General features: G+C 40.6%; 18 protein-coding genes and 1 pseudogene. 7 read left to right on the top strand and 12 right to left on the bottom strand.

Annotated features, from left to right (window positions below; genetic code table 11):
* Positions 1 to 123 precede the first annotated feature (123 nt).
* Complete coding sequence (locus tag ABZD21_RS05135) at positions 124 to 2,253, top strand: DPP IV N-terminal domain-containing protein (protein ID WP_372773383.1); 2,130 nt, start codon at positions 124 to 126, stop codon at positions 2,251 to 2,253.
* Positions 2,254 to 2,310: 57 nt separating this feature from the next.
* Here the strand turns inward: ABZD21_RS05135 and ABZD21_RS05130 are convergent, their stop codons facing one another.
* Positions 2,311 to 4,143: a hypothetical protein gene (locus tag ABZD21_RS05130; protein ID WP_372773382.1), complete on the bottom strand. Its 1,833-nt coding sequence runs from the start codon at positions 4,141 to 4,143 to the stop codon at positions 2,311 to 2,313.
* A 148-nt stretch (positions 4,144 to 4,291) separates the two neighbouring features.
* Between ABZD21_RS05130 and ABZD21_RS05125 the strand changes: the two genes are divergently transcribed.
* Together ABZD21_RS05125 and ABZD21_RS05120 are read left to right on the top strand one after the other, a co-directional pair.
* A complete protein-coding gene (locus ABZD21_RS05125) occupies positions 4,292 to 5,026 on the top strand; it encodes a hypothetical protein (RefSeq protein WP_372773380.1) in 735 nt (244 codons plus the stop codon).
* Positions 5,027 to 5,553: 527 nt separating this feature from the next.
* The gene (locus ABZD21_RS05120; RefSeq protein WP_372773378.1) at positions 5,554 to 6,138 is read left to right on the top strand and encodes an RNA polymerase sigma factor; all 585 of its coding nucleotides are present in this window, start codon (positions 5,554 to 5,556) and stop codon (positions 6,136 to 6,138) included.
* A 129-nt stretch (positions 6,139 to 6,267) separates the two neighbouring features.
* Here the strand turns inward: ABZD21_RS05120 and ABZD21_RS05115 are convergent, their stop codons facing one another.
* On the bottom strand, positions 6,268 to 9,051 hold the full coding sequence (locus tag ABZD21_RS05115) for a CHAT domain-containing protein (protein WP_372773377.1): 2,784 nt from the start codon (positions 9,049 to 9,051) through the stop codon (positions 6,268 to 6,270).
* A 248-nt stretch (positions 9,052 to 9,299) separates the two neighbouring features.
* On the opposite strand from ABZD21_RS05115, the gene ABZD21_RS05110 reads away from it, so the two are divergent.
* Positions 9,300 to 9,431, top strand: a complete 132-nt coding sequence (locus ABZD21_RS05110) for a bacteriocin (RefSeq protein WP_372773375.1) — start codon at positions 9,300 to 9,302, stop codon at positions 9,429 to 9,431.
* A gap of 317 nt (positions 9,432 to 9,748) precedes the next feature.
* On the top strand, positions 9,749 to 11,275 hold the full coding sequence (locus tag ABZD21_RS05105) for a tol-pal system YbgF family protein (RefSeq protein ID WP_372773373.1): 1,527 nt from the start codon (positions 9,749 to 9,751) through the stop codon (positions 11,273 to 11,275).
* A gap of 397 nt (positions 11,276 to 11,672) precedes the next feature.
* Here the strand turns inward: ABZD21_RS05105 and ABZD21_RS05100 are convergent, their stop codons facing one another.
* The 8 genes from ABZD21_RS05100 to ABZD21_RS05065 all read right to left on the bottom strand — a co-directional run bounded on the left by ABZD21_RS05100 (position 11,673) and on the right by ABZD21_RS05065 (position 19,829).
* Positions 11,673 to 12,812 carry a class I SAM-dependent RNA methyltransferase gene (locus ABZD21_RS05100; RefSeq protein ID WP_372773371.1) on the bottom strand — a complete coding sequence of 380 codons (1,140 nt, stop codon included), beginning with the start codon at positions 12,810 to 12,812 and terminating at the stop codon, positions 11,673 to 11,675.
* Positions 12,813 to 12,825: 13 nt separating this feature from the next.
* A complete protein-coding gene (locus ABZD21_RS05095) occupies positions 12,826 to 13,767 on the bottom strand; it encodes a serine O-acetyltransferase (RefSeq protein ID WP_372773369.1) in 942 nt (313 codons plus the stop codon).
* On the bottom strand, positions 13,745 to 14,683 hold the full coding sequence (gene cysK, locus ABZD21_RS05090) for a cysteine synthase A (protein ID WP_372773368.1): 939 nt from the start codon (positions 14,681 to 14,683) through the stop codon (positions 13,745 to 13,747). Before cysK ends, ABZD21_RS05095 begins: the two co-directional genes overlap by 23 nt.
* A gap of 129 nt (positions 14,684 to 14,812) precedes the next feature.
* Positions 14,813 to 15,331, bottom strand: a complete 519-nt coding sequence (locus ABZD21_RS05085; protein ID WP_372773367.1) for an AAA family ATPase — start codon at positions 15,329 to 15,331, stop codon at positions 14,813 to 14,815.
* The gene (gene pnuC / locus ABZD21_RS05080; RefSeq protein ID WP_372773366.1) at positions 15,328 to 15,933 is read right to left on the bottom strand and encodes a nicotinamide riboside transporter PnuC; all 606 of its coding nucleotides are present in this window, start codon (positions 15,931 to 15,933) and stop codon (positions 15,328 to 15,330) included. Before pnuC ends, ABZD21_RS05085 begins: the two co-directional genes overlap by 4 nt.
* Positions 15,934 to 15,949: 16 nt before the next feature.
* Positions 15,950 to 17,548 (bottom strand): S41 family peptidase, encoded by a 1,599-nt coding sequence (locus ABZD21_RS05075; protein WP_372773365.1) that lies wholly within the window; start codon positions 17,546 to 17,548, stop codon positions 15,950 to 15,952.
* A 402-nt stretch (positions 17,549 to 17,950) separates the two neighbouring features.
* A complete protein-coding gene (gene guaA, locus ABZD21_RS05070) occupies positions 17,951 to 19,495 on the bottom strand; it encodes a glutamine-hydrolyzing GMP synthase (RefSeq protein WP_372773495.1) in 1,545 nt (514 codons plus the stop codon).
* 166 nt (positions 19,496 to 19,661) lie between these two features.
* Positions 19,662 to 19,829 carry a hypothetical protein gene (locus ABZD21_RS05065; RefSeq protein ID WP_372773363.1) on the bottom strand — a complete coding sequence of 56 codons (168 nt, stop codon included), beginning with the start codon at positions 19,827 to 19,829 and terminating at the stop codon, positions 19,662 to 19,664.
* A gap of 266 nt (positions 19,830 to 20,095) precedes the next feature.
* Here ABZD21_RS05065 and ABZD21_RS05060 point away from each other — a divergent pair, with 266 nt between their 5' ends.
* Positions 20,096 to 21,706 (top strand): hypothetical protein, encoded by a 1,611-nt coding sequence (locus tag ABZD21_RS05060; protein ID WP_372773362.1) that lies wholly within the window; start codon positions 20,096 to 20,098, stop codon positions 21,704 to 21,706.
* An 89-nt stretch (positions 21,707 to 21,795) separates the two neighbouring features.
* Here ABZD21_RS05060 and ABZD21_RS05055 read toward each other — a convergent pair whose 3' ends face one another.
* Both ABZD21_RS05055 and rfbD read right to left on the bottom strand, forming a co-directional pair.
* Positions 21,796 to 23,541, bottom strand: a complete 1,746-nt coding sequence (locus tag ABZD21_RS05055) for a phospho-sugar mutase (protein ID WP_372773361.1) — start codon at positions 23,539 to 23,541, stop codon at positions 21,796 to 21,798.
* 76 nt (positions 23,542 to 23,617) lie between these two features.
* Positions 23,618 to 24,490, bottom strand: a complete 873-nt coding sequence (rfbD, locus tag ABZD21_RS05050) for a dTDP-4-dehydrorhamnose reductase (RefSeq protein ID WP_372773360.1) — start codon at positions 24,488 to 24,490, stop codon at positions 23,618 to 23,620.
* A gap of 369 nt (positions 24,491 to 24,859) precedes the next feature.
* Here rfbD and ABZD21_RS05045 point away from each other — a divergent pair.
* Positions 24,860 to 25,120: pseudogene (locus tag ABZD21_RS05045) on the top strand (hypothetical protein); the annotation flags it as partial.

Below are 25,120 nucleotides of genomic sequence, written 5' to 3'. Positions count from 1 at the left end.
CAAAAACCTGTGACGACAAAGCCCTGTTAAATCTCATTTTACCGGCGTACGAATCAACTAATTTTGCGCTGGAAACAGATACAGCATAGAAATCATTCTTTTTGACAATAAATCATTCCGTTTATGAAAAACATTTTCCTCATTTTCAGCTTATTCCTGCTTACTCACACAGCCTTTTCTCAAAAACAAATGAGTCTGGAGGATGCTGTTTTGGGACGCAGATCGTACCTATATCCGTTTCAATTAGATCAATTGCAGTGGCAGTCCGACAATCAGTTGGCCTACCTGAAAAACGATACCATTTGGACGCAAAGTCTAAAAAAGGATGACAGCAGTGTCTTATTAACTCTTTCGAGCCTAAAAGAAGCTGCGGAAAAAGGCAAAATTACCCTGAATCATATTCCTTCTTTTTCTTTTCAAACTGAAAACGAACTGCTTTTTGAAACTGGTGACTTAATCGCTCTTTTCAACCTGAACGAGAAACAGTTCAACTATTCAGTTGAAGTCCCTGCTGATGCTGAAGTAACTGATTTTTGCGCGGCAAACGCAACGCTGGCTTATGCAAAAGGACAGAATCTGTTCCTTTTAAAAAATGGAAAGGAAACTCAGGTTACTCACGAAACAAAACTGGGAATTGTTTGCGGCCGATATGTACATCGTCGTGAGTTTGGCATCGAAAAAGGCACTATTTGGTCGCCAAGCGGCAAATACCTGGCATTCTACCGTAAGGACGAAAGCATGGTTAAAGACTATCCGCTGGTCGATTTTATGGCTCGCGAAGCCGAAGCAAAACCAGTTAAATATCCAATGGCCGGTATGACCAGCCAACAGGTAACCGTCGGTATTTTCAACACCGAAACAGGCGAAACAATCTACCTAAAATCGGGCGATCCGGACGATCACTATTTAACCAACATTAGCTGGGGACCGAACGAACAATTCATTTACATGGCCGAACTGAATCGCGATCAAAACCACATGCAGCTAAATCAGTATCGCGTGGCCAACGGAGAAAAAGTTAAAACGATTCTGGAAGAACAACGATCAACATACGTGGAGCCACAACACCCCATCCGGTTTTCAAAAACAAATTCAACCCAATTTTACTATTTGACAAGAAACGATGGCTGGTTTCATTTATACTTGTACAATACCGACGGAGAATTAATCCGCCAGCTGACATCAGGAAACTGGGAAGTGACCGAGTTTTACGGAACTGATGCCAACGAGAATTATGCCTACATTCAGGCAACCAAGGAAAGCCCGCTCGATCGACATATTTACCGGGTAAACCTGAAGAACGGCGATTTCGACCGACTGGATGCGGACTCGGGAACTCACAACGCGCAGTTTTCGCCTTCGTTTAGCTATTTTACCGATAACTGGTCGGCTTTTGAAAACTCCGGACAAACGGACTTACGCCAAGCCACCGGCAAATTAATTCGCACAATTTCGAAGGCCGAAAACACACTTCGCGACTACGAACTTGGGCAAAACAAAATAGTCAGCTTTAAAGCGGCAGATGATTCAACAGATCTGTTTGCCCGAATGATTTTACCGAATAATTTCGATCCCACGAAAAAGTATCCGGCAATTGTGTATGTATATGGCGGCCCACACGCGCAACTGGTAAACAACACCTGGCATAACAGTGCCAATTGGTGGTTTTACTACATGGCATCAAAAGGCTACATCATGTTCACTGTCGACAACCGGGGTTCGGCTAACAGAGGTCAGAAATTTGAAGAAATTATACACCGAAAATTGGGAATTGAAGAAACCAGAGATCAAATGAAAGGCATAAATTATCTGACGGCGCTCCCGTATGTCGACAACAACCGAATTGGAGTGCACGGTTGGAGCTTCGGTGGCTTTATGACATTGAACATGATGCTGCGACATTCTGATATTTTAAAAGTAGGCGTAGCCGGTGGCCCCGTTGTTGATTGGGATATGTACGAAGTAATGTACGGCGAGCGCTATATGGACACGCCTGAGGAAAATCCGAATGGATACAAGGAGTCTGGTATGCAGAATCACGTGGATAACCTGAAGGGGAAATTGATGTTGATTCATGGAGCCCAGGACGAAACCGTAGTCATGCAACACAGCATGAAGTTTCTGCGTGAGTGCATCAAGAAAAACAAACAAGTCGACTTTTTCGCCTATCCTACTCATGAACACAATGTTCGCGGAAAGGATCGCGTACATTTAATGGAGAAAGTGAGCCAGTACTTTTTTGACTATTTATAGGAACCTAAAATGTAGAATACTGAAAGACCGAACTGAAAAACGCTTCGGTCTTTTTTGTTATTTAAAATGTAGGGGTTCAGGTTTTCGTGGCTGAAAGCTATAGAAGTCGGAACCACTCAATTCCCTCAAACTAAATCCAAAGCCGTTCGAATCAGAGGGATGGCCGGGATAAAAAGCCAGCCGGAGCTGAATTGTTCGGAAAATGAGGTTTTCGTTTCGTAAACGAATACCACCTCCGATACCGGCATAATAATTCTCGTTGAAAATATTTTTCCTTGACGACCCAATAATACCAAGATCGGCAAAACCAAAAAACGCGAAGTTAAAATTCAGAATGCTTTTCTGCTGAAAAATTACGGTTTCCGCAGTTAAAACCAACCGTTGCTTTCCTTGCGGTACGTCGCTATAAAATCCTCGAATTCCATATCGGTTTCGTAACGAAAGATATTCCTGTTCAAATCGTTTGATACCATATATATATTCTAATTTCAAAAATTGACGAGCACTTTGAGCACCAACCTTAAATCGTCGGCTTATGTAATTCCAATTTAACTCGAATTGCCCTTGCTCAAATCGTTGGGCATTGAAAAAGCCCCCCAGTCCGGTTGATAAAAACATATACGAAGGCTTATAGTTAATTAGGTTTCCCGATGAGAAATACAGATGCGAATACCAGCGATTATCAAACTCGTTATTGTCGTAGCCAATGACCCATTCGTGCAAAAACCCTTTGGGAATATCTTCCGTAATACCATAGCCCAAAATATGGTGGTCACGGATGTAGTAACGCCTTGTCAAACTAACGCTCCCAAAGTAAAAATTTGAGTTCGAAAAATACTGATTGCCGTCAGTCCCGGGATCCGGCCGTTCATAAAATCTCAGATTTCGGTATCGGCCTGCAAAAACCAACTGCATATTATCCATCGATGTCGCTCCTCCTACCTGAAAAGCATATCCACCCCATAAATCAAACGATCGGTAATCCAAAGGCTCTTCTATTTGAAACGCGGCATTCTCATAAAAACGATCTGCTCTGAAAAGCCGGTATACCTGAAAACCTCCACCCCATTTGGTCGTTGTTCTTAAAAACTGTTTTTCCGAATTAAACAAGTAACCCTCGCGCCGATATGTATTCGCATAGCCAAGTGATAAGTTGACAAAATGCCCGTTTATGTTGTTTATCGAATATTCTCCTTCAAACCCCACATAAGGCTCGTCGGAAACACTGGAAACTGCCGCTGCTGAAATCTGATGACCGGCTCCCCAGATGTTTTGATGGTACATTTCCAACGTTCCGGAATCAATCGACCGAAATCGAGCTCTGGCTCCGAAAGCAAAAACGTCTTTGGTTACCGCAACCAAATCAAGAACAGTTGTATCCATTTCATCAACAGATGCAATAAACCGAACGTCTTTAATAAATGGCAACAAACGGATAATACGCTCATTTTCTAGTACTTTTTCAGCATCCAACGTATCTCCCACTGAAATCAAGATGTTTTTACGTATAATCCGTTCGTTTGTACTTGTATGCATCCTGTTGGCAAATTTCTCAATCCCAACCTTCGTCACCTTTCCAGTGTCCTGAAAAGAAGGGCCAAAAATATCAAGTTGCTTAATTGAAATCGACCGAACTCGTTTTCCCTGCAATCGATTCAAATTTTCATATTGCAAAAGAAGTTCATTGGTTTCAGCTTTATTGTTGACAATACGCTCGTAGATAAACCGGGTAAAATTGAGTCGGGATAACTTAAGTGCCGTTGAATCAGGACGAATGTCGCCATCATTTGCAACAATCTGCAACGAATCTTTCTGAATTTCCTGCGCCGAACCATCGATTGCGACAATGGAGAAAATCGTGAAAAATAATATGGAGTAGCGCAGCTTCATCTAGTAAATATTGAACGCAAAATTAAAATGTTCGGCATTACAATTCCTTTTTAATAACCAAAATTATAGTTAAAGTATACAAATTTCATTGTCAAACCATCAGTTTTCACTAACAAATTTGATTTGGTTTATTTTAACTTTGCAGACCATGCACCGAATTAAAAAACTATACAAAGAAAATATCTACGGAATAATTGGAACACTTTCGTTTCATATTCTCCTACTATGTGCCATCTTGTTGGCAAATGTAAAAATTGAGGGTGAAATTAAAGAAGAACAAATCATCATTGATTTTAGTTCTCTGGACGTATTGCCCGAAGAAGAAGCAACCGAAGAAGAAAAAACGGACCCCGAAAATCAATCTTCGGATCAGGAAATACAACAAAACAGAACAAGCAGAAGCAATCGGGCGGTCAATGACGCAGCGGCAAAAGATCCTTTTTTCGACGATAATTATCAACAAGAGATCGCGGATGCACAAAAGTTAGTAGCCGATGTGAATAAGCAACTATCGAAAGAGATTCCTGAGATGAAGCAATTTGAAATGCCTGAACAAACCACCGAAGGAATGGATCCGGATAAAATATCCAATACAATTTATTCGGGTGAAAGCAATATTCACTACAATCTGGAAGACAGACATCATACCAGACTACCAATCCCTGTCTATTTAGCTAAAGGCGGTGGGAAAATCACAGTCGATATCTGGGTGGCAACTTCAGGCAAGGTGGTCAAAGCGGCAGTGCGGCCAAATTCGGGAATAGGCGATCCGATGCTCCCTGAATATGCGCTACAAGCAGCTCTTCGAACTGTTTTTAACACGAAAACGGATGCGCCCTCCCCTCAAAAAGGGACAATTACCTATACATTTATCGCCCAATAAATTAGCTTTGTGTTACGAAAACACACATTTAACATCAATTAACATCTTTTCATAGATCTTTGCTATTTTAGAGCATATCTTTGTAGTACGTTTTTTTTCATAAGTTTAGGTTTAGTTAGGTTAGTTAGTTTAGTGAGAAAAGGTAGACCAGAGGGTCTGCCTTTTTGTTTTTAGCCCTATTCGTTCATCACTTGGCTACAAAACTTCCTTCGATCGCTTTTCGCAAACGAATTTTTATACCGATCATTTTTTGATAATCATCTCACCCCTTGTTTTAACAAAATAAAACCGGCACTGCAATCGAACCAACACCTTTGATTACCAATAGCTTATTCTAATTACATTTGTTAACAGCTTCATAATAGTTAAACACAAGGCACAAAAAAAACTGAATGTTCCTTGTTGTTTTTTAAACAATTTATAGGCATATTTAACCTGCTATTCCGAAAGGATTTTGAGTGCGTGGTATCCTCTTTTGGCTTTAGTTAAAAGGTGAATGATATTTTAAAAATCAGAAAGAGAACGACATGGTAAATTACACAAATGAAGAACTCCTGCATGGAATTCTCCGAAATGACAATTTGATTCTTCAGTACATCTATAAAAACTTCTTCTATAAAATAAACTTCTTCATTAAAAAGAATAGTGGAGATGATGATGATTCAAATGACATTTTTCAGGAAGCCATCATTATTATTTACCGGAAACTAAAGGCAAACGACTTGGTGCTGGACTGTTCTTTTGAAACATACCTCTACTCTGTCTGTCGTTTTTTATGGTTAAAACAATTGGAAAAGCGTAAGACAGAGCGCGAAAAGATTCAGGACAACCACGATTTCAATGTCGACATTTACGACAATGCATTTGAGACTACGGCCGAGATGAATGAGAAATACAGACTTTATCAAAAGCATTTTAAAAATCTCGGAACCGATTGCCAGAAAGTTCTGCAAATGTTTTTCGATAAAGTGCCTTTAAAACAAATCGCTCAGGTAATGGGATTTCAGAGCGAAAAATACGCGAAAAAACGCAAATATAAGTGTAAAGAATACTTGGTAAAAAGTATCAAACAGGATATTGAATACAAAAAAATTCTCGAAAATAACCTGTAGTTTTTGCCCTGCCTAAAAGGCTAAATCCTGCGTCAATCAGCTATTACTTCTATTTTCAAAGTAGCCACCCAGGCTCTTTTATCTTATTGCTATGCAGGCTCTTGTCAGAGAGTTTGATTAGCTAGCTGGTTATTTTTTCTCGGCCGAAGCTTTATTCTTTCTTCGTCTTCTTCTAAGTTGATCGACAATTAAGCCAACGATAATAAGAGCCACAATACCAACAAAATACATATCCTTGCCCATAAATAATGGAGATGTATTTCCAACTGCCACATATGCTAACCAAAAATGAGGATGCGCCTTTAGCGGATCAGCATTTTCAATATGTTTCAATTTTGCCATCCGGAGTGCCTCTGCTTTATTTTTACCATTAGCCAAAAAGCGATAAAAACTCTGCATTATCTCTGCTCCCGATTCATCTTCAACTTCCCACAATGTCATAATAATCGACGGGCATCCGGCATACAAAAATCCACGGGCCAAACTCATTACACCTTCCCCTTTTTGCATTTTACCACTACCTGTATTACAAGCGCTCAAAACAGCCATGCGCGCCTTGAGCTGCATATTATAAATCTCATTGGTGTTCAGCCAGCCATCATCTTCTACCTCACCAATCGGCTTCGAAAAGGCCAGCCTAGAGTACATCGGCAAAGTATCATTCAAAATTGTATGCATCGCCAGGTGCAGAACATCATAATCCTCAGCCACTCGCTTAAACACATTTTCCTGAGCCAGCGAATCCTTAAAAATATCACCTTTAATGTATTTACTGATGTATTCGACCTCCTTATCAACAGCCAATAATGGAAGTAATCCGGCCCTGAAATCGGCAACTTCAGCGTAATCACGATTATCATTTATATAACTCGGTGCAAATGCCAACAACCCTTTCGGTGCTCGTTTTTCTTTTTCAAAATAATCAAAAAGCAAGGTCGTAGAGTATGTATAACTTACTGAATGTGTTTTAATTAAATAAGGCAACGTTCGGAAATTCATCACCGATGTATCCGGTTTTTCGTACAGCAAAGCATCAAACGGAATGTACGAAAGCTTGTCGTCGGGAATAACAATCAGATTTTTACCGACAAGATCCTGATTGATATTATGAAACAATTTTTCATACAAATGGTACGAAGAAAGAGCATAACTCTGGTAATCTGACTTATCAGTAAATTGATAAGACGAGCTGGTTAAAAACCGATGCAAATTTTCAATATCCTGCATAAAAGCAGCTTCAATTGGCAACCGTGTGAAGCTGAATTCGCTGTTCGTGATCACAAACCGAAAAAGATTCCCGGATTTTTTATCTTCACCCGGTGCATCGATTAAATACTCAACAATGGCATCACGATTCTTTATCCGATTTCGAATTTCATCCAATCCGACTACCTCATTGGCATATTTAAAGGCATAATACTTGGGGAAAGAGTCTTCAAGCAGCTGAACCAACTGCGAATACTTTTCGGTATAGTAGAATATTTTGCTGCTGAATAAGGCCAGCTTAACCGAATCCGGTTCGGCCTGCTGGTTTTCTTCATAGAGCATTTGCTTATAATTTGAGATATTAATCTTGAGCACATCTTCCCGATTTAACAAACTATCCGGAATTCCACCAAATTGCTTCGCTCTCGAATCTTTTACTGCAGCCAGGAAATTCGCGGACTTGCTTTTTTCTGTCAGTTCAAAACCCATCGCAACGTAGGCTTCATCGTTCGATTGTTTGTAAAGTTTGTAGCATAAATTAACAGCCTCAATAAATGTAGATTGCTGATTCGCCGACAGAAACAAACGACTATCCTCTGACACAAAACCGGTGCGAATTTGATGAACGAGCTGGATCGCTGCCAGTATCGATTCCAAACCTGATTTGTAACACAAAGCCCCCTCTTCGTCTTCTCCTATATTTAGTTTCAAATCACCAAGAGCCGAAAAACATTGCGCTTTCTTCTTTAAAATTTCCAGCACCTGAAGTTCTGAAACCGCCTGGTCCAAGCTTGGGTTTGAATTCACATCAGGATTATTAAAATCCACTGATCCGGCTATTAATGCCTTCTGATAATAATCTAAAGCGACAAGCATGTCTTCCTGCTTCTTTATGTTGAAGTCTGACATATATCGTGCGCTGGAAAAACGAGATGCGTAATAGTCGGCATAATTTAACATCACAGAGGCATACTGCGTACTTTTCATGGTGAAGTATTGGGCAATAATTCCTTTCGACAAGTCGTTGTACCGCTCAATCTCACCGTAGCTTTTAATTGAAAGAAGGAATTTTACGTAGTCCGTGTACTCCAGACCTAAATCATAGCTGTTTAGACCACCTGTTTTTTGCAGAAACGAAAATGTTTCATGATAATACACTCTAGCCAACTGATAATTCCCGTTTTCAGAATAAATCCGTGCGAGCAGACTCGTATAATAGTTCTTTACATCACTGTCAACCAAACGAATATTCTCTTCACACATCTTGGTTGCTTCGTCGTACCGTTTTAAAAGATACAGAGCTTCTGCTAAACTATAGGTTGCTTGCACGATTTGATTCCGATAATCCACCGGATCATTTTTAAACACCGTGAGTCCCTTCAACTGATAATCGTAATTCTTTACAAAGTCACCTTTCAGTTTAAAAATATTCCCCAAATTTGAATAAACGAATCCTAGGCGTGGAGAATCTTCAGAAAAAAGACTTTCTATTATTTTCTCTGCCACCAAATAATTATCGATTGCCAATTCGTATTCACCTATATTTTTATATTGAATCCCCAGGTTTATAAACGGTCCAAATAGTTTGACATTTTCAATACCGTTCTCCTTTTGATGAAGCTTGATGAGCTGCTGAAAATTAGTGATTGACTTTTCAAAATCCCCCAATCTTGCATTCTTTATTCCTTCTTTATTGTATAGAATCATTTGAAGACTATCGTCAAGAATTTGACTCGAATCATCAGATTTGACTAAAGAGTATGCAGGTCCTTGAAAAAAAACAAAAAAAACGACACCCACTAAAACACTAATATTCTGCAACTTAAAACAACTTAAATATTTTTTCTTCATTTTTTCTCTTTTTCCGGGGGTTACCTTTTCACCGTTTTTCGAATAAAACATCGAACAAGGATATTTAAGGAATTTTAATCAGTAACCATTTAAATTTAAAAGTAATGAAAACTTTATCTGCTAACAACCAAAAAAACATTTTTGATTCATTCGAGTTATTAACAAAAGAAGAATTAAACGAAGTAAAAGGCGGAATCAGTCGCGACATGGACATCTACGTAGAAGATTTAGAATAGTCAAAAGATTTTAACTATCGTCAAAAAACGCAACGCAACAAACTCTTTTATTGATGATTAAAACATCTAATAGATAAACACATTAGATCGTTTAAGAAATAAATGTCAGATCAAAAGAGCAAACAATCCAATTGACGATAATTATCACCCCGATTAGTTGTAGATTATTTTTTGAATATTTTATTGAAATCAGCTTGAATAAACAGGCCTTGTGAAAATCATAATTTTCAATACTGTTTAGTAAATTCAACTGAATGCATTCAATAAATAATTGTGAACTGTTCTTTGTGTGCTTAAATAAGAAAAAATAAGGAAAGATGATACGCAAATCAAACATAACCGAATACATTGACAAATACCTTAGCCAGGAGTTGACCGGCGACGAGTTAAGGGAATTCAATGCAGAAAAAGCAATCACCCCGGAGATTGAAGAAGACCTGCAGCTCCATAAAGAAATTGAAGCAGCTGTTTCAGAAGTCGACATCCAAGAGCTTAGAAATAACCTGCAAGCAATGATGCAACAGGAGTCCGAAGACTTGGTTGTTGCCGAAAATCAGGAATTCAGCTTTGATTTGTCAGAAAACTTGTCATCTTTCAAAGAATTTAAGTCACCGGTCAGTATCAGCGATATTATTAGCTTCGGAAAAAGTTTACCCAAACTTCATTTATTCCAGCATAAAACCGCTGAAAAAGAAAACATTCATCAGTACTACAGAGAACAATTTGAAGAAAAAAATTCTTCAGACGAGGAATTTGACCTTAGCCCTTTCGACGAGGCAATATTTGCAGAAGTTCAGGAAGCAATGTCGGAAAAAGAGATTGCAGACTTACGAGCTAATCTTCAGCATATTGCAAGCAATCTGCCCGCACATGAGTTCAGTTCGAAAGAGATTGATCAGTACATCAATCAGGAATTCGATCCGGAACGCCTGGCTGACCTCGAAGCAGAACTAGCTTTTAATAAGGGATTAATGAACGACATTGGGCTTTTCAAAGAGGTTGACCTGGCTATTGCAGAGACCGACATTATGGATTTAAGAGCCAATTTACGTGCTATCCAACAGACAGAATCGTCTACATCGCGAAAAATTGAGGAAATTGATCAATTCCTGAATCTGGAGCTTTCTGAAGACGAGTTAAGATCTTTCGAATCGGAGCTTACAAACAACCCGGATTTAGTTGCCGAAATGGAACTCTACAAGGAGATTGATTCGGCCCTACTGGAACGAGACGTGATGGATCTGCGTGACAAATTGGATAAAATAAGAAAAGTGTCTGTTAAAGGTAAACCTAAAGAACGATCCTTGATCGCCCGTATACCAATAACACGAATTGCCACGGTATCAATAGCCGCCTCGCTTGTACTCTTCATCGGTATTAGTAGTTTGTGGAACAAGCATAACATTGGCAGCGAGGGAGAAGTGTACAGCGAATTTTTCCGCCCTTATGAAGCGACAGGGATTTTCCGATCGAATGACAGCAGCCTGGATAGTAAAGTTAGCTTAGCGCTGCACAAGTACAATCAATCTGAATATTCAGAAGCAGTGCAGTTATTTGATGATATTCTCAAAACAGATGCAACAAACCCGGTCGGTAATTTCTACCGAGGCATGGCTTACATGGAGTTAGAACAATACGATGAGGCAATAATATCATACAACCAAGTAATCAGGGCTCAAAATAACCTGTTTGTCGAGCAAGCAGAATGGTATGGTGCGCTGTGCTATCTGCGAAACGAAAACAAACGAAAAGCTTATAAACAGTTCCAGAGAATTGCTGAGAACAATGGTTACTACAGTGAAAAAGCATCAGCAATACTTCGAAAATTGACAGATATTGAATAGAATTACAAATAGTTAGCAATAAAGATTCAGCGGTAAAACTGGCATTCCTTAGTTCCTTGTTCAAATTTTCCAGCTTAGTTTTATCACAGCAAATCTTTCGGTATTGAATGTGAAGTTCCTTTAAATATCCTTATCCGTTCAACCTTCCATTCTGAATACCTCACCTTCGCAAATATTAGTTTTCATATAATGGTTATACTTGAGCCCGGACTTATCCGGGCTCAAGTTGTTTTTCCACCCCAACAAATGGTTCAACGCGCCATAAGTTTCTCGTTTTCCTGCCATCCCCCCCTGCCCGTTCCGGAAAATGTATCCATTCTGATGGGACAAAAAAAATTCACTCCAAAATTAATTGAAGTGAATCGATATTCTGACACCTTAAAAATTGACTTAAAGTCTAATCATTTCCTTTTCTTGAACCTCGGTACATCTCGTATTTCCGAAAGCTACAATCAATTGATCCGTTGAACAAAGGAATCTTTTTAGCTGGTCTTAAACCGATTGATTTAAGACAGGCACCTGTACTGATTAACCAAACCTCGGCGTTCTGATAATGATGCTTTAGTCGCTCTCCAATCATTCCGTAGAAAGCTTCATCACCTGTTTCAATTCGCTCTCCATACGGTGGATTAAAAATTAATAAATCAGAATCCGCTCGTCTTTCCAGTGTTTTAAAATCAGCTACTTTCAAATATACAATCTCATCAACCTGTGCTTTCTCAACATGCTTCGAAGCTGTGTCAATATTTCGCCGGTCGATATCCGAACCGTAGATTTTAAAATCAACGTCCCGATGATCCGTCGTTTGTTTCAGTTGTTCTAGTAGCTGTGGTTTATAGTTTTTCCAATTCTGGAAAGCATAGCTACGCCCAATTTCGCCAGGCAAAATGTTCTTTGCCATCATAGCAGCTTCAATTACAATTGTTCCGGAACCACACATCGGATCGGTTAACGACTCATCAGCTTTCCAACCACAGAGTTTTAACATACCTGCTGCCAAAACTTCACTAATCGGGGCTTCGTGCCGCCCGGTGCGATAGCCGCGTTTGTGCAACGATTCGCCACTGCTATCCAATGAAATGGTGCAGGTATTGTTCGCAATGTGTAAATTAACAACAACCTGTGGATTCCGTGTATCGACAGATGGGCGACTGTTTCCGGATTTCCGAAAACGATCCACAATAGCATCCTTCAATTTTAACGACGCGAACATGGAGTTATTAAAAAGATCGCTAAAAACAACACTTTGAACAGCGAAAGTTTTATTGGAATCGAACAACTCCTCCCATTTAATTTTTAATGCCTGATGGTATAAATCATCTACCCTCAAAATTTTAAAATCACGGATATTGACCAACACCTTTAATGCCGTACGTAACGAATAATTCGCCCGATATAGCATTTCTAAATCGCCTGTAAAATAAACAGCACGTCGGGCTGGCTGCACATCATCGGCTTGTAAATTCATCAACTCCTCTGCCAAAACATTTTCCAATCCGGCATAGGTTGTTGCAACCATCTGATAATTTTCAATCATTATTTGAATCGTGTTAAATTCCGGCTCCGTCGTTAAAAGAGCTTTCTCTTGCTTTAAATTGAAGTACTTTTGAATAGGGAGAAACATTGTTGGTTACCCAAACGTTCCCACCGATCACCGAATCGTGCCCAATTCGAATCCGCCCGAGAATTGTGGCCTGAGCGTAAATAATTACATTGTCTTCGACAATTGGGTGACGTGGAACTCCTTTGATTGGGTTCCCTTTCTCGTCGAGCGGAAAGCTCTTCGCCCCCAAGGTAACACCTTGGTATAGTTTCACATTGTTACCAATAATACAGGTTGAACCAATTACGACTCCAGTACCGTGGTCGATTGTAAACGATTCGCCGATTTCCGCCTTGGGATGAATATCGATTCCGGTTTCAGAATGAGCCATCTCTGCGATAATTCGCGGAATTAGAGGCACACCTAATTGCATCAAACGGTGAGCTATGCGGTAGTTCGATATAGCCCGCACAGCCGGGTAACAATAGATCACCTCGCCACGGCTCTTAGCAGCCGGATCACCCACAAATGCAGCTTCGACATCAGACACCAGCATTCGCCTTATTTCAGGTAGAAAAGCTATAAAATCGGCTGCCAGGCTCTGCGCATAACGTTCTTGTTCTTTAAAATCTACTTTTTTACGGTCCTCACATTCAAAGCACAAACCGGCCATAATTTGTTCGGACAGCAATGAAAACAGCTCGTCTAAATACACGCCCATGTAGTGGCGAACAGTATTTGTCCGTAAACTAGTATTTCCGAAGAAACCGGGAAAAAGAATCTCCCGAACCATATTGACGATGGTACCCAGTTTTTCGGATGAAGGAAGCGGCTCACCTAGTCGGTGTTCCCGGCAAACCGTATTATACGAATTCTGGTCTGCCAACAATTCAACCGTCTGGTTTATTTTGGATAAAATAGAATTATCAGATTGCATATTTCTCGTCATTAAAAAGGGTTGTACTTAAATATCGTTCTCCTGTATCACATACTATGACAACCAGGTGCTTATCTTTGTTTTCTTTTCTTCTCGCAATTTGCAGTGCCGCGTAAACATTTGCTCCGGATGATATTCCACACAAAATACCCTCTTGAATAGCCAAAGCTCTGGCTGTTTCAAAAGCAGATTCATCGTCAACCCGAAACACCTCGTTGTACGATTTGGTGTTCAGAACTCCCGGAATGAAACCAGGGCCAATACCCTGAATTTTATGTGAACCGGGAGATTCTCCCGAAAGCACGGCAGAATTGTCGGGTTCAACCACAACAGTATAAACCGACGGCTTCAGCTCTTTTAATGCTTCCGATACGCCGGTAATTGTTCCTCCAGTTCCGGCGCCTGCGACAAAAAGGTCGACTCTTCCATCCGTATCATTCCAGATCTCCTGTGCGGTGGTTCTTCGGTGCATTTCAGCGTTTGCCTGATTTTCGAATTGCATCGGGATAAAGGAGTTTTCGATTGAATTGGCCAGTTCTTCAGTTTTGGCAATCGCTTCTTTCATTCCTCCCTTAGCCGAGGTTAATATCAAGTCAGCACCATATGCTTTCAAAATCATTCTACGTTCAACTGAAACGCTTTCTGGCATAACTATTTTCAATTGATAGCCTCGTACAGCACAAACCATAGCCAAACCAATTCCGGTATTTCCACTCGTAGGTTCAATTATAACTGTTTTTGAATTGATGATTTCTTTTTCTTCAGCTGCCTGGATCATCGCCAGTGATAAACGATCCTTGACAGATCCTCCGGGGTTTTGCGACTCTAATTTCACATATACATGAGCATAACACCCTTCGCTAAGACGGTTTAATTTTACGAGTGGAGTGTTCCCGATAAGCTGAAGCACATCAGATGCAATTTTCATGATCTCAATTTGAAAGTTTAATAAATTTGTCGAATTACCTTTGCTCCGAAAGCTATTTAAATGTTCAAAAGCTTCCTGACAAAAGTCTTCTTTTTCCTATTGAATACCAAATATCCGAGTCACCAAAAGTTAGAAGGAAAAATTAATTATCGCCTCAATTGCAGCCTGCAAACGGCTTTCGCCCTCCCCTTCAACTTCAACGAAAGGCAAACCGAGCTCCAACAATTCCTGACGATAGACATTGTACAACTTTTGGCGCTCTTCGCCACCATGTTCCCGAAGCGGATCTGGCTCCCACGGAATATCTGGTTTACAGAGAAGATACAGATGGATCGGATAGTCAATAAGCGCGTTCTGAAGCCATGCAGGCTTTTTCCCGTAAGCCCATTCAAACCAGACCATCGTTACAATCAGCCAGGTGTCAAGAAAAACGAATTCCCCTTCAGAAACAAGCGCGTTCTCATATTGTTGAATCTGTCCTTTTGCAATCGTTTCTACGTCATGGTAGCAATATGCAGACGATTTACCCTCAAGATATGACCGTGCATACTCAGGAAAACGAGTGCCTTGAAAATGATCGGCCAACTGTTTCGAAAGCGTACTTTTTGCAGTCGATTCAGGACCAGTTAAGACAATAATTTTTTTCATTTCACAGTCTTAACAGTTTGAAGTCTCGGTTCATTCAATTCATTTTTCCACTTCAAGTATCCTAAAACAGCCATTACGGTATAAACAACAAACAGAATTGTTGTTGGCCACAACCCTTTAATCGCGTACAAAACAGCGGAAAAGAAATCGACAAAAATCCAGACCAGCCAATGTTCCAAATATTTTCGGGCGAGCATCCAGGTTGCCACCAAGCTCAATGCAGTTGTCAAGGCATCGCCCATTGGAATAGGTGAATCGGTATAGTTTGTTAGAATAAACTCAATAAAAACGAAGCATACAACGCTGGCAAAGGTTAACCAAAGCCATAGGTTTCGTGGTGTTTCACTTACCATGAGTTTGCTGTTATTAGCACTCCCTTTGAGCCAAATATACCAACCATAAAGACTCACCAGCACATAATAAACCTGCAAGGCCATGTCGGCATAAAACTTAGCGATACAAAACACATAAACGTAAAGCGCCGAGGTCAGCAAGCCTACAGGCCAGGTCAATATGTTCTGCTTTATTGAAAGAAAGATGTAAATGAGCCCAAGCAGGGCTCCAGTAACTTCAATCCAATTGGCCATTAGCCAACTTATCATCGAATCAAACATTAGTTTACTTTGCTACCAAAAGCTTTTGGTATTCCGCGGCATTCCCGAATACTTCAATCGCTTTTTGAATGATTTTTTCGTCCTTATTTACAACCTGATAATAATATCCCGGACCAAATATATCCCGGGCGATTAAAGCTTTTGCTTGCTTCTTGAGCAGCGGCCGGGCAAATACTTCTCCCTCTTCTGTCATTTCAATTTTCTCACTTTGAGCCTCGGCAACCATTTGGTCAACAAAATCATCAGCAATCGCGAAATCTTCATTGTAGGCTGAAAAATCGTTGTATTTTTTCCGGATTTTAGTTCGGTTATTATCTAAATAAGACAGTACAGCTGTGTTTAAAATGTTTCGCCGAACAAGCAAATTGTAAAAGACATAATTAGCTGACGTATCGAGAGGAACAAAAATGTCGGGCATGATACCACCTCCACCATAAACCACTCGCTTATTGGTTAAAGTAGAATAGACCTGATCCTCATCGAAATGAATACTATCTGCGGAAAACAGTTCTCCATTTTCGAAACGGGTTAAATAATCCTGTTGGTAAGCTTTCAAACCATCATCGTAAGGTTTCTGAATACAACGACCGCTAGGTGTATAATAATGGGCTGTTGTCAAACGCACGATTGAGCCATCGGTTAGTGGGAACGGTTGCTGAACGAGCCCTTTACCAAACGAACGTCGTCCGATAACAATGCCTCGGTCCCAATCCTGAACCGCTCCGGAGACAATTTCACTAGCTGATGCCGAACCTTCATCAATCAGCACCACCAGACGACCATTTTCGAACTCTCCGATTCCGGTTGATTTGTATTCTTTCCGACGTTCATTGTTTCCCTCTGTATAAACAACCAGCTTGTCGTTGGGTAAAAACTGATCTGCCAACTCAATTGCTGCTTTCAGGTACCCCCCACCATTTCCACGCAAGTCAAGAACCATGTTTTTCAATCCGGAATTCTGCTTCAGCTCATTCATGGCCGTTAAAAACTCTTCAGTTGTTGTTGCCGCGAACCGGTTAATTTTAATGTATCCGGTTTCATCGTTCAACATATATGAAGCATCGACACTATAAATTGGTATTTTATCCCGGATAATTGTAAAGTCAAGCAACTCCGAATTACGCTTTCGTTGAATTCCAAGATCCACTTTGGTACCTTTGTCTCCCCGAAGCATATCCATCACATCACTGTTTTTTAGTCCGATTCCGGCAACAGGTTTTCCATCGACCACCATGATTCGGTCACCCGGCATCAACCCGACTTTCTCTGACGGCCCCCCGGGAATCGTAGTCACAACCAACAATGTATCTCTGAAAATATTAAATGAAATACCGATCCCTTCGAAACTTCCAACGAGCGGTTCATTCATTTTTTCAACTTCTTCTTTTGAAATATAAACGGAGTGCGGATCTAACTTGGAAAGAACGTTTACAATCGCATCTTCGGTCAATTTATTCACATTGGCAGTATCGACATAATACGTATCAATCAGACGAAGTAATCGGCCGAATTTGATCATCTCAGACTGAACATCTTGCGCCTGCACCGTAAAAACACCACCAAAAACAATTACTGCAAACAACGCGCTTGCAATAAATCTCATTCTCCAACTCTTATTCATTATTGTTTCCTCCCTCGATAGTTCGGTCTATCGATCTGTATTCAATTAAAAAACCATTCATAGTGCTTTCAAATGCGCACAAGAAATGGTTCGAAAAGTAGTTTTGCATTGAAAGCTAAAGATAGAATAATATCCCCTTTAGACAAAACAGATAACACTTAAGAAAGGTTAACAGGAATTCAGATTTATTGCGTGCAATGTTTATTGGTCAACTTTTTATTTTCATCACGAGACCACACCATCCGTCTAAACTTGTTCCGTTTTCAATGCGATCGCTTGGGTAAAAATATATTGGAAAGAGTTTAATTTGAAGAGAAATTGAAAATGGAAACGCAAAAAAGGGAACCATTCGGCTCCCTTTTCTATATCTCTGGATTAACGAAATTATTCCCACTCAATTGTTGCTGGCGGTTTAGAGCTAATATCGTAAACTACGCGATTGATACCACGTACGCGATTGATAATCTCGTTCGACATTTTTGCTAAAAATTCATATGGCAAATGAACCCAGTCGGCGGTCATTCCGTCGGTTGACATGACTGCACGCAACGCGACCACATTTTCATAGGTGCGCTCGTCGCCCATTACTCCAACTGATTGAACCGGCAGAAGCATTACACCCGCCTGCCAAACATTGTCGTACAATCCCCATTCTTTCAATCCATTGATAAAAATTGAATCGGCTTCTTGCAGAATGCGCACTTTCTCAGGAGTCACATCACTTAAGATCCGGATTCCCAATCCCGGTCCGGGGAAAGGATGGCGACCAAGCAGCTCGTCGTTAATTCCCAGTGCTTTTCCAACCCGACGAACTTCGTCTTTAAAAAGTAGGTTCAGTGGTTCAACTACTTTCAACTTCATTTTCTCTGGCAATCCGCCTACGTTATGGTGCGATTTAATCGTTGCTGAAGGTCCGTTTACAGAAACCGATTCAATAACATCGGGATAGATGGTTCCTTGAGCCAACCATTTCACATCCTGAAGTTTGTGAGCTTCTTCGTCAAAAACTTCAATGAAGTCGCGGCCAATAATTTTGCGTTTTTGTTCGGGATCTGTGATTCCGGCTAAATCATTCCAGAATTTTTCTTTGGCATTCACACCAATTACATTCAATCCCATGTGTTTGTACGAATCCAGGACTCCTTGAAATTCATTTTTCCGCAGCAAGCCATTATCGACAAAAATACAAGTCAGGTTTTTGCCAATCGCTTTATGTAGCAATACACCGGCAACGGTCGAGTCAACACCTCCTGAAAGACCCAAAACAACTTTATCGTCTCCAAGTTTTTCTTTCAGTTGGGCAACTGTAGTATCAATAAATGACGAAGGAGTCCAATCTTGCTTGCAGCCACAAATTTCAACGGCAAAATTTTTCAGCAATTGTGTCCCTTCTGTGGTGTGATAAACTTCGGGGTGAAACTGAATCGCATAAGTCGTTTCACCTTCAATTTTATAGGCGGCATTTTTCACATCGCCAGTCGAAGCTATAATTTTATAGTTTTCAGGCAGACGCTCGATGGTATCGCCATGCGACATCCAAACCTGTGTGTTTAAAGACAAATGTTTGAATAATTCGTTTTCCTGATCGATATACCCCAGGTTAGCACGTCCATACTCACGTGTGTTGGACGGCAGCACTTCACCTCCGTAAAAATGTGCCAAATACTGCGCTCCATAGCAAACGCCTAGCAGAGGCATCTTCCCTTTGATAGCTGAAAGATCAGGGATTGGTGCATTTTCGTCGCGAACAGATGAAGGACTACCACTCAGGATTACACCTTTCACTGTTTCGTCGATTGCCGGAAAATGGTTAAACGGGTGAATTTCACAATAGATATTCAGCTCGCGCACACGTCGTCCGATCAATTGCGTGTACTGGGAACCAAAATCAAGAATAAGAATTTTCTCTTGCATGAATCTGATTTTTATTGAAAGCGCAAAGATAGAAAAATAGTCTTCAGATGAGAAGTTAAATTGAACACATTGGCCAATTTGATAACAAAACCTAAGACTTCGGACTAGGGCGCTACCGGGTACTCGGTTCGCTGCGTAATACGCCTGAGTTTTATGCTGCGTTCGATGTAACACAGGGAGATTATATGTTTTTACCGGCGAACGAACGTGTGGTAATTTGGTAAGCTAAACACGAGTAGGTGCCGCCGGTTAACACATTCTTCTTACTCAAATCAGCGTAGACTTTTACAATTTTCAACTTGCTTCCACCTATATTTTCAGGAGTATTACTGCGGAAATTCACCATCATCTGTTTGATTGGCCAAACGTCAACTGTTCCGCTAAAGAAGATGCCCAGTAGATTTATCTGAAATGCTGTACTTATTTAACTGAATTCTTATTATTATTTCCAAATCACTTTCTCGAATCAAAATCAATATTCGTATCCATTCTTAATAATCTATTGAAACTATGTTCAAATAAAATATTTTCATTTTATACTGCCTTAATTTTCGGGTCACATGCTTCCACTAATCTTGCAGCATCAAAATAAAAAACAAAACAAAAAAATCAGCTATGAAGAAAATGAGTTTATTCAATCTTGTTAGTGTGTTATTTCTTGTAACACCTATGTTTTTCACCGCGTGTGAGGAAGTGGAAAAAGGTGACGATACACCAACGATCACGGAAATAGACCCCCACTATGTTGCGGGAGATTTTCACCAACACTCAACTTTTACCGATGGGTCTTGGTCATTTGGACACGTAATGTCCAAAAACAATGAATACGATCTTGACTGGTGGGCAAACAGCGAACATGGAGGTTATCGCGAACGTGATGGCAGAAAATCCGGAACTGATTTAGGAACTACTGTTTACTGGGATGAAGAAAGCGATGTGACTATTTCAGGCGATTACAAAACACAGGGTAATCATCAGGCAATGTGGAGATGGCAGATAATCAAGGAGTATTCATTCCCTGAGGTTCTGAAAGCCAGAGGAACATTCTTTACAAAATCAATCATTCAGGGACTGGAATGGAATGTCCCCGGACATGAGCATGCCAGTACGGCAATTATTACCAACCAGTTTTTATCGGCGCCAAATGCTGACCCGATGGCGGAGTTCGAATACAAATTTGATGGCAGTGACACTGATACGCAGGGAGGTGCCAACAATTGGACAAAAAGCGCGGTAGATGGTCATGAAAAAACCATCGAAGCGATCACTTGGATGGAAAACAATTATAAAAATACCAGCTACGTTGTTCCTGCACATCCAGAACGAAAAGGCTTATATTCGATCTCTGATTTCCGTGACATGAATAATGCTGGCCCTAGTGTTTGTTTTGGTTTCGAAAGTATGCCAGGTCACCAAAAGTCATCCAACCGAGGTGGATACAGTTCAAGTGCTGATGGTGGCGGCACTTACGGAGGTTGCGGTGTATACGCAGCCAAGGTAGGCGGTTTGTGGGATGCGTTGTTGAGCGAAGGCCGTAAATTCTGGTTATTTGCAAATTCCGACTTTCATAATATTGACGGTGATTTTTATCCTGGAGAGTACCAAAAAACATACACTTATGTTAGCGATTTAAACGATGCCCAATCGATTATTGACGGACTTCGCTCAGGTAACTCTTTTGTGGTTAGCGGTGATTTGATAGACGCCTTGGATTTCACAGTCGAAGGCCAAACCATGGGCCAAACTGCATATATTTCAGGTAACTCTACGACAATCAGTATTCTCGTGCATGACCCTTCAACCCCCAACAACAACACGTACAGTTCATACACCAATCCGGAACTTGATCATATTGATATCATTGCCGGTAAAGTTAAAGGTATTATCACACCCGGTAGCGCCGACTATTCTGTTGATGATGTAACATCGACTACGAGTGTCATTGCACGTTTCGATGCAACAGGAGGAACAATTGACAGCAACGGAATCGAAAGTAAAAAATGGGAAGATCTTGGTGATGGATGGAAAAAGATTTCGTTCAAATATTCGGAGATCAGCAGCGACATGTACTTCCGTCTTCGTGGTTCAAACTTTGGGTTGAACGTAAGCATGCAAACTGACGAGGCAGGCAATCCTCTGGCAGATGATCTAAATAGCCCCAACGACGCATCCAAAGCTTTTGATGATCTCTGGTTTTATTCCAACCCTATTTTTGTAAAAAACTAGCCCTATCTAACTCAAGAACAATATTATATGAACTAATAAGGCGAGCCTCAAAAGAAGCTCGCCTTTTATTAGTAAAGGATGCCTTTTTTTTACAACTCCAATTCAGCCATAATGGCGTCAATTTTCGCTTCTGCTGCGTCTTCAACGGCGTCAAAATCGGCGCGTGAATTCAGTTTTCCGGCTACCTCAAAATAGAATTTAATTTTAGGCTCAGTTCCCGATGGACGAACGGAGATTTTTGTTCCGTCTTCGGTGAAAAACTGCATCACATCAGCAGTAATTTTCTGATCAATTTTCGACACTTCGCCGGTTAATACATTCTTCTCACTCAAATCAGCGTAGTCTTTTACAATTTTCAACTTGCTTCCACCTAAATTTTTAGGAGGATTACTGCGGAAATTCACCATCATCTGTTTGATTTCGTCAGCGCCTGTCTTTCCCGGACGAACAATATATTTCATCTTCTCTTTAGAGTAACCGTATTGCAGGTAAATATCCTGAACCAGTTCGTACAGCGTTTTGCCCTGGTCTTTGGCCCAAGCTGCAATTTCGCCCATCAATGCACATGCTGAAACAGCATCTTTGTCACGAACAAAATCGGCCGGCATAAAACCAAAGCTTTCTTCGCCACCTCCAATGTATTTTTTCTGACCTTCGAGATCGCGAATAATTTCTGCAATGTATTTGAATCCGGTAAATACGTCGAAATATTCGATCCCGTTTGCCCGGGCAACATCGGCGATCTTTTCGGTTGAAACAATGGTTTTTACAATGAACTCGTTACCAACAAGCGCATTTTTCTCCTTCATCCGGGTAATGATATAATAAATAAACAACAACGCTGTTTGGTTACCATTTAGGATTACAAATTCGCCTTTGTCATTTTTTACAGCAACCCCTAAGCGATCCGAATCGGGGTCAGAAGCCATCACCACATCTGCATCAACCTCCAGACCTTTTTTCATGGCCATATCCAAAGCTGCAGCTTCCTCCGGGTTTGGAGAAACAACCGTTGGAAAATCGCCGCTTACAACATCTTGTTCGGGTACGTTGATGATATTTTCGAAGCCAAAAGCACGGAATGCGGCAGGAATCAATTTCACACCTGTACCATGAATCGGAGTATAAACTATTTTCAGGTCTTTGTGTTTCGCTACAATCTCCGGAGCTAATGAAACTGTTTTTACTTTCTCCAGAAATTTCTGATCCATATCATCACCCAAAATCTCAATCAGATCTTTGTTGCCTTCAAATTTGATATCTTCGACCTTTACTTGTCCAACTTCAGTGATGATATTTTTATCGTGCGGTCCTACAATTTGAGATCCATCAGTCCAATATGCCTTGTAGCCATTGTATTCTTTCGGGTTGTGCGACGCAGTTAGTATAATTCCACTTTGACATCCCAATTCGCGGATAGCGAATGACAACTCCGGTGTAGGACGCAGATCTTCGAAAAGGTAAACTTTAATGCCGTTTGCAGAAAAAATATCAGCACTCTTTTCGGCATACAAACGACTATTATTGCGGCAGTCGTAACCGATGGCCACTTTTATTTCCTGTCCGGCAAATTCCTTATTCAGATAATTGCTCAGCCCCTGAGTTGCAGCTCCTACAGTATAAATATTCATCCGGTTTGTACCGGCTCCCATGATTCCACGCAACCCCCCGGTACCAAACTCCAGGTCTTTGTAAAATGAATCGATCAAATCGGTTTTATCTTCTTTGCTCAACATCCGTTGAACTTCCGACCGTGTTTCAGCATCGTAAACCTCACTCAACCATGCCTGAGCTTTAGCGATCACCATGTTTAACACATCATCTTTAGTTGTCATAATATCTTTTTTTAGGTTATGTATTTTACTTTTTATCGGATTTTAATGCTCCTGATATTGCCACACTAACTCAAACTCATTGAGCTTTCAATTGCTGAATGCAACCTTTCAAACTATCTCGCCAATAAGGAATTTTGATACCAAAATTACGTTTGATTTTCGATTTATTCAACACACTGTACGCGGGACGTTTCGCAGGAGTTGGATACTCCTCGGTTGTTATTGGACAGATATTGCAGTCTATATCGGAAAATTCGAGAATCGCCTTTGCAAAATCATACCAACTGCAAACGCCTTCGTTTGAATAATGATAAATCCCTGCTTTCCAAGCCTCCGGATTCACGGATGTCTGCTGTACAATCGTCATAATCGCATTGGCCAGATCAGCGGCATGCGTTGGAGTTCCAACCTGATCGGCCACAACTTTCAATTCATCACGCTCCAGTCCGAGCCGAACCATCGTTTTCACGAAATTTGTACCATAGGCCGAATACAGCCACGAAGTTCGAATTATCATGGAGGCAGAATTTTCTTTGACCAATGCGATTTCCCCATTCAACTTCGTTTTCCCATAAACCGAGTCCGGATCGACCAAGTCTGTTTCTAAGTATGGTGTGCAGGAAAGCCCATCAAAGACGTAATCGGTTGAAATGTGAACAACTTTGCAACCCACTGCCTTGGCAGCTTTGCCCAAACTTGCCGGAACTTTGGTATTGATCAATTTAGCCAATTCGACGTCGGTTTCGGCAATATCCACAGCAGTGTAAGCTGCACAATTAATAACAAAAGATGGTTTCTCCCGGTCAAAAAACAACTTAACTGCTTCGAAATCTGTCAAATCCAATTCATTAACATCTGTAAACAGAAAATTAAAATTGGGAAACTCGCTTGCTTTGACTTTGATCTCTGACCCTAACTGCCCGTTTGCACCGGTAACTAATACTTTCATGCAAGAATTTTTAATAGATAAATCAGATTTTGGTAAATCTGTGGTTCAAAAATATTGTATTAATAAAAGCAATCAATAAAATCATTGAAAAACAGCTGCGGATTTAACAAAGATCTTTTACATCCGCACCCCTTTCTATCCTAACAGAAACCCTGTTCCTCCTAATATTCAGTCGTTTGTCGGGCATTTCTCAAATCCATAATTATTCTGACCAATGGTTTCTATTCATCGAATTTAGAGTATTCTGTCACAACATTACAAAATATTGCAAAAAAGACTTTAAAAGCTTTGTATTCAGGCAGAATAATTCTAATTTTGCGGCGCATTAGGAAATATAATGTCTAACTTATTAATTAATTGAGATTTAAAATGGTAGAAAACACAGAAAACCTTGACCCCAAGGAAGAACTTGCACCGGTAGCCGAAGTTGCTGCAGCAAGTACTGAGGAGTTTGATTGGGATGCACTGGAGTCGGAAGACACAGGGTTCGCCGGTCAACGTCAGAATGATCTTGAAAAATTTTATGACAGCACTTTGAACACTGTTCAAGAAAAAGAAGTGCAAGAAGGAACTGTAATTTCGATGAACAAACGCGAAGTTGTTGTTGACATCGGTTACAAATCTGACGGT

It is taken from the genome of Mangrovibacterium sp. (genome assembly GCF_041596335.1).
Lineage (GTDB): Bacteria > Bacteroidota > Bacteroidia > Bacteroidales > Prolixibacteraceae > Mangrovibacterium.
This window is presented reverse-complemented; position numbering and strand designations above follow the sequence as displayed.

What these genes read in the sequence shown, in the direction of transcription:
- ABZD21_RS05135 (WP_372773383.1), top strand. Translation starts at nt 124, where the DNA reads ATGAAAAACATTTTCCTCATTTTCAGCTTATTCCTGCTTACTCACACA.
- ABZD21_RS05130 (WP_372773382.1), bottom strand. Translation starts at nt 4,143, where the DNA reads ATGAAGCTGCGCTACTCCATATTATTTTTCACGATTTTCTCCATTGTC.
- ABZD21_RS05125 (WP_372773380.1), top strand. Translation starts at nt 4,292, where the DNA reads ATGCACCGAATTAAAAAACTATACAAAGAAAATATCTACGGAATAATT.
- ABZD21_RS05120 (WP_372773378.1), top strand. Translation starts at nt 5,554, where the DNA reads ATGGTAAATTACACAAATGAAGAACTCCTGCATGGAATTCTCCGAAAT.
- ABZD21_RS05115 (WP_372773377.1), bottom strand. Translation starts at nt 9,051, where the DNA reads ATGATTCTATACAATAAAGAAGGAATAAAGAATGCAAGATTGGGGGAT.
- ABZD21_RS05110 (WP_372773375.1), top strand. Translation starts at nt 9,300, where the DNA reads ATGAAAACTTTATCTGCTAACAACCAAAAAAACATTTTTGATTCATTC.
- ABZD21_RS05105 (WP_372773373.1), top strand. Translation starts at nt 9,749, where the DNA reads ATGATACGCAAATCAAACATAACCGAATACATTGACAAATACCTTAGC.
- ABZD21_RS05100 (WP_372773371.1), bottom strand. Translation starts at nt 12,812, where the DNA reads ATGATTGAAAATTATCAGATGGTTGCAACAACCTATGCCGGATTGGAA.
- ABZD21_RS05095 (WP_372773369.1), bottom strand. Translation starts at nt 13,767, where the DNA reads ATGACGAGAAATATGCAATCTGATAATTCTATTTTATCCAAAATAAAC.
- cysK (WP_372773368.1), bottom strand. Translation starts at nt 14,683, where the DNA reads ATGAAAATTGCATCTGATGTGCTTCAGCTTATCGGGAACACTCCACTC.
- ABZD21_RS05085 (WP_372773367.1), bottom strand. Translation starts at nt 15,331, where the DNA reads ATGAAAAAAATTATTGTCTTAACTGGTCCTGAATCGACTGCAAAAAGT.
- pnuC (WP_372773366.1), bottom strand. Translation starts at nt 15,933, where the DNA reads ATGATAAGTTGGCTAATGGCCAATTGGATTGAAGTTACTGGAGCCCTG.
- ABZD21_RS05075 (WP_372773365.1), bottom strand. Translation starts at nt 17,548, where the DNA reads ATGAGATTTATTGCAAGCGCGTTGTTTGCAGTAATTGTTTTTGGTGGT.
- ABZD21_RS05065 (WP_372773363.1), bottom strand. Translation starts at nt 19,829, where the DNA reads ATGATGGTGAATTTCCGCAGTAATACTCCTGAAAATATAGGTGGAAGC.
- ABZD21_RS05060 (WP_372773362.1), top strand. Translation starts at nt 20,096, where the DNA reads ATGAAGAAAATGAGTTTATTCAATCTTGTTAGTGTGTTATTTCTTGTA.
- ABZD21_RS05055 (WP_372773361.1), bottom strand. Translation starts at nt 23,541, where the DNA reads ATGACAACTAAAGATGATGTGTTAAACATGGTGATCGCTAAAGCTCAG.
- rfbD (WP_372773360.1), bottom strand. Translation starts at nt 24,490, where the DNA reads ATGAAAGTATTAGTTACCGGTGCAAACGGGCAGTTAGGGTCAGAGATC.